The organism is Yinghuangia sp. YIM S09857, from assembly GCF_051388915.1.
Lineage (GTDB): Bacteria > Actinomycetota > Actinomycetes > Streptomycetales > Streptomycetaceae > Yinghuangia.
On the sequence record NZ_JBPKBH010000013.1, the window covers coordinates 239,719 to 244,460 of the forward strand.

6 protein-coding genes are annotated in these 4,742 nt (G+C 73.7%); 4 read left to right on the plus strand and 2 right to left on the minus strand.

The annotated features are described in order from the left end of the window. Positions 1-211 precede the first annotated feature (211 nt). Positions 212-682 (plus strand): FCD domain-containing protein, encoded by a 471-nt coding sequence (locus ACRX5S_RS26425; protein WP_436775583.1) that lies wholly within the window; start codon positions 212-214, stop codon positions 680-682. A gap of 150 nt (positions 683-832) precedes the next feature. Continuing rightward, positions 833-1,165 carry a hypothetical protein gene (locus ACRX5S_RS26430; RefSeq protein WP_436775584.1) on the plus strand — a complete coding sequence of 111 codons (333 nt, stop codon included), beginning with the start codon at positions 833-835 and terminating at the stop codon, positions 1,163-1,165. On the opposite strand, the gene ACRX5S_RS26435 is transcribed toward ACRX5S_RS26430, so the two are convergent. Then, positions 1,119-1,922: an AraC family transcriptional regulator gene (locus ACRX5S_RS26435; RefSeq protein ID WP_436775585.1), complete on the minus strand. Its 804-nt coding sequence runs from the start codon at positions 1,920-1,922 to the stop codon at positions 1,119-1,121. The genes ACRX5S_RS26430 and ACRX5S_RS26435 overlap by 47 nt on opposite strands. Before the next feature lie 64 nt (positions 1,923-1,986). On the opposite strand from ACRX5S_RS26435, the gene ACRX5S_RS26440 reads away from it, so the two are divergent. Both ACRX5S_RS26440 and ACRX5S_RS26445 read left to right on the plus strand, forming a co-directional pair. After that, entirely contained in the window at positions 1,987-2,577 is a 591-nt protein-coding gene (locus tag ACRX5S_RS26440) for a TIGR03086 family metal-binding protein (RefSeq protein WP_436775586.1), read from the plus strand. 153 nt (positions 2,578-2,730) lie between these two features. Next, positions 2,731-3,396, plus strand: a complete 666-nt coding sequence (locus tag ACRX5S_RS26445; protein WP_436775587.1) for a hypothetical protein — start codon at positions 2,731-2,733, stop codon at positions 3,394-3,396. Here the strand turns inward: ACRX5S_RS26445 and ACRX5S_RS26450 are convergent. Then, positions 3,340-4,742, minus strand: a 1,403-nt coding sequence (locus ACRX5S_RS26450; RefSeq protein ID WP_436775588.1) for a M1 family metallopeptidase, incomplete at its 5' end; no start/stop codon positions are given. The genes ACRX5S_RS26445 and ACRX5S_RS26450 overlap by 57 nt on opposite strands.

Here is a 4,742-nt window from a genome sequence, read left to right on the forward strand (position 1 = left end):
CCACCGCTCATGAACGCCGCCAGCGCGTCCGAGACCGGCAGATCGTGGCTGCCGGTGTGGAAGCGGTCGGCCGGCGCGGGCTCGGCGGGCCGGGACGGGTCCTGGGTCACAGGGTCCTCCAGTCGGTGGTGGCGTGCCGTGCCGGGTCGGCGGCCGGGCACGGCCCGGGCAGTGCAGTGCCGCGTTGGCGCGGTGAACCGCGCGGCGTGCCGTGTGCGGTGCGCGCGCGATATACCCGGAATTCGGACGGTGGCCGTCACGCTACCCCCTCGCCCGACGCGGCCGGGACGGGAGGGGAGGCGGCAGGCGGCCCAGGTCGTTTGGGCCGGCGCCACACAGTTGCCGCCCCCGGGCGGCCGACCGGCGGTTCCACGTCGGGCTGCTGGCCCTTGCGGCCAACCGGCACCTGGTGGACGTCGTCGACGACCTGCGCAAGCGCTCCCGGCTTTACGGCCTCGACCAACTGGCCGCGCGCGGCGAACTGGTGTCCTCGGCCCGCGAGCACGAGCAGATCCTCGACCTTGTCATTGCGGGCGACGCGGCCCGTGTGGAGGCCGCGATGCGCGTGCACCTGGGCCACATCCGGTCGTTGTGGGCCGATCAGGAGGCCGAGGGCGGAACGGCGGGCCAAACGGCGCGTGAGCGGGCCGTCGCAGCTGGTGCCGCCGCCGGTGCCGGGTGAGTCTCGGGGTGCTTCGGGCAGCCGTGTCGACCTGCCGGCTTCCGGCCCGGGGCGGCCCAGTGGCCGTAACACGCTCCCGCCGGGGGCGGGTGCACCGTAGCGTGGGACCTGTTGATCAGGCGGGCAAGCGACGGGTGCAGGGGGTACGAGGTGGAACCGATATCGGCGGCTTTGCTCGGCGCCATCGTCACGGGTTCCGGGGGCGACGACGGCCCGGCCGCGTGGGGCGCGCTGCGGGCGCTGGTACGCCGGACGTCCCGCCGCTGCGGCACCGCCGGGGACGCCGCCCTCACCGCCCTGGAGCAGGCACCGCACGACCCCGCGAAGGCCGAGGCCCTGTCCCAGGTCCTCGCCGCCCGCGCGCACATGGATGCCGAGTTCGCGACCGCGCTGACCGACTGGCTGCACACCTGGGGCGCCAAGGCCGCGCCGCCCGTCAGGACTTCGCGTACGCCGCCGGGGGTTCGCCGACCGCCGCGGTGAAGTCGCGGGTCAGGTGCGACTGGTCGGAGTAGCCGAGATCGACCGCGAGGGCCGCCCAGTCGACGCGGGTGCCCTGCTTGGCGCGTTCGGCGGCCTCGTGGAGCCGGGCGCGGCGGAGCACCCACTTCGGGGACGCCCCGACGTACTCGGCGAAGAGGCGCTGGAGCCGCCGCATCGGCACGCCCAGCAGGTCGGCCACCTCGTCCACGCGCACCAGGGACGGTTCCGCCGTGATGCGGGCGACCATGTCGGCCACGGTGTCCGCGACCGGGTCCGGCTCGGGGAGCCGGGCCAGCAGGAAGTCCTCGGCGGCGGCCACCATTTCGGCGTCGTCGTCGGTGGCGAGGACCGCCTGCTGGGCGGCCAGCACGCCGTCGTCGAAGAGGTCCGTCGCCGGGACCACGCGGTCGACCAGGTCGGCTACAGGTCCGTCGGTCAGGGCCCGGAAGGAGCCCGGGCGGAACCGTACGCCCAGTACGTGGCCGCGTCCGCTGATGCGCCGCAGGAACGGCCCGCGCACGATGCCGTAGACCGCCGGGTGCGGTTCCTCGAACACCAGGTGCACATTGGGGTGGGACAGCGTCTTGGACTCGTGCGACGCCTTGCCGCGCAGGTCCCAGGCGACGACCCAGTAGTACTCGACGAAGCGCGCCACGGCCGCGCTCGGCTCGTGCCGGTCGAGTCGGATCTTGGTGGCCATCAGCTCCGGGTACAGGACTCCGCGCCCCATGTCCTCGGGCTTCGTCCCTTCGGTCATGCGCTCAGGGTAGCTGTCGCGTTTGTTCAAGATCAGGCGTCCGCGTTCTTCCTATGTTGAGGCCATGGAACTGCACGAACACCTCTCTGCAAGTGCCGCGGAGGCGGCCCGGATCGCCCGCGGTGTGGACCCCGCTCTGCTGGACGGCGCCACCCCCTGCGCGGAGATGGACACCCGCGCCCTGCTGAACCACTGGATCCTCTACACGGCGTATGGCCTGGAGAAGCGCGCGCTGCGCGAGCCCCTTCCGGCGGCGTGGCTCGACCGCGACTTCACCGCCGAGCCCGATTGGGCCGAGGCGTACGCCGCGCAACTGGACCGCGCGGTCGCGGCGTGGTCCGACCCCGCCGCCTGGGAGGGCGAGATCCCGCTCGGCGACGGCTTCGCGATGCCCGCGCCCGAGGTCGCGAAGATGATCGTCAAGGAACTCGTGGTGCACGGCTGGGACGTCGCCAAGGCCACCGGCCAGGAGCTCCGGTGCGCCCCGGCGACCGCCGAGACCGTGTTGGCGGTGGTCGAGGAGTACGCCGAGACCTACCGCGAGTACAAGGGCTTCGCCGACCCCGTGCCGGTGCCGGACGGCGCCCCGGCCCTCGACCGGGCGCTGGCCCTGTCCGGCCGCGACCCCGGGTGGCGGGCGGCCGCGGGGCGGTGAGCCGAGTACTCCCGGGGGAGTAGTCCCGCCTACCGCCACGACCGCGCCCGCCTGCGGCGAGAGCATGGCGAGTGCCTTCCGGTGCCGGACGTTTCCGCGGCGCCGGAGCGGAAGCCTTGAGGACGTAGGAAGCAGACGTCCCCAGGAGGAACCGTGAGCACCGTCTCGACACCCTCGGCACCGCGGCGTTCGGCGCAGCCCTCGGCGCCCGGCGCCGAGCACGGCCCGCACTCCGGGAGCGGGCCGGACGCGCCGACCGCCGGCACCAGGGCGGCAAAGGCCGCCCGGCGCAGGTCCGGGCAGTTCCCGCGCGGCGTGCGCCGCGCGGTCAACTCCGCGCACGTCGTCTTCGCGGTCGGCCTGGTCGGCGTCGAACTCGTCATGATCGTGCTGGCGCTGATGGCCCGCAACACCGGCGACGACGCCGTGCGGCACTTCACGTACGAGACGATGCACAGCCTCGTCTACGCCGCCGGGATCCCGCTCGCCGCCCTCTCCCTGGTGTCCGGCGTCGTGCTGTGCCTGCGGACCCCGTGGGGGTTGTGGAAGCACCTGTGGATCAAGGTCAAGATCGTGCTGCTGTTCCTGGTCATCGCGATCGGCGCGGGCGCGGTGTCGGAGTGGGTCCGCGTGCTGGAGGACCGGAGCGCGCCGGGTGCGGACGCGTCCGGGATCGCGACCTACCAGTGGCTGCAACTCGGCGGCGTGGGCGTGCAGATCACCGCGCTCGTGGTCGCGACGTTCCTGTCCGTCTACAAGCCGTCAGGCGCCCGCCGGGTCTCCGGCGAGCGGCGCGGCGGCGGGGCCGGCCGGGGGTAGCGGGTCGGTGGTCCAGTCCGGGTGGTTCGGCATCGGAGGCGTGGTCGTCCCGTACAGCCACGCCTCCAGGAACGGCGCCAGGTCGCGGCCCGCGGTGACCGAGGCGATGTCGACGAAGTCCCGGGTGCTCGCGCTGCGCCCCTGGAACCAGGTCAGGAAATCGCGCTCGATGTCGGCGAAGACGGTCTCGCCGACCTCCTCGCGCAGCGCGTACAGCACGAGCGCCGCGCCGTCGTAGCGCATCCGCTTGAACAGCGCGGGCTCGGTCGGCGCCGCGGGGGCGCCGAAGTCCCGCCGCCAGATGTCGTGTTGGCGGTACGCGTCGCGCATCCGGTCCTCGAAGCGGTCGCCGCCGTGCTCCTCGGAGTACTGCCGCTCGTAGAACCGCGCGTGGCCCTCGCTCAGCCAGAGGTCCGACCACCGCGCGATGCCCACGTTGTCGCCGAACCAGTGGTGCGCGAGCTCGTGCACCATGGTCCGCTCCGCCGCCACCCGGTCGCCGGTCAGCTCGGCACCGGGCACCAGCGACAGAGTCTGCGTCTCCAGTGCCACCGCGAGGTCGGTGTCCGCGACCAGCAGCCCGTAGGTGTCGAAGGGGTACGCCCCCAGCCGCGCCGTCAGCCAGTCCAAGTGCCCCGGCGTCAGCGCCCGGGTCGCCGCCGTCGCGTCGACCAGGCCGGGCGGTACCGCGTCGCGCAGCCGCACCCCGCCGGGGCCCCGCGACTCCAGGATCTCGTAGCGGCCCACCGCAAATTGCACGAGCTGGCCCGCGACCGGGACAGGGTTGTCGTACGTCCAGCGCGTGCGGCCCGGCCCGTCGGGCACGCGCTCGGTCAGCGCGCCCGCGGCGACCGCCTGCACGTCGTCCGGCGCGCTGATCCGGATCACCATGGGGCTGCGCACGCTGGGGTGGTCGTTGGCGGGGAAGAGGAGTTGGGAGCCGTTCGGCTGCGGGTAGACCACGGTGCCGTCGGGGGTGGGGATCCAGCCGTAGTCCTCGATCGCGTCCTCGCGGTGCCGCATGAGCGTCGGGTCGGCGGTGTACTCGACACGGACCCGGAAGACCCGGCCGCGGCGCAGGGTTTCGGACGGGGTGACCACCAACTCGTCGCCCTCGCGCAGCGCCTCGGCCGGCCGGTCGTCGACCAGCACGCGGCCGAGGGTGTTTCCGGCGAAGTCGAGGTTGAAGCGCGAGAGGGACTTGTCCGCGACCATGTCGACGGTGGCGACCGCGGGGAACGCGGTGCGCGGGGCCTGCCATTGGAGGTCGAGCGTGGTGCGCAGGACGGTGTAGCCGCCGTTGCCGCTCAGCGGGAACAGCGGATCGGGGGGGGCCGGGGGGACGG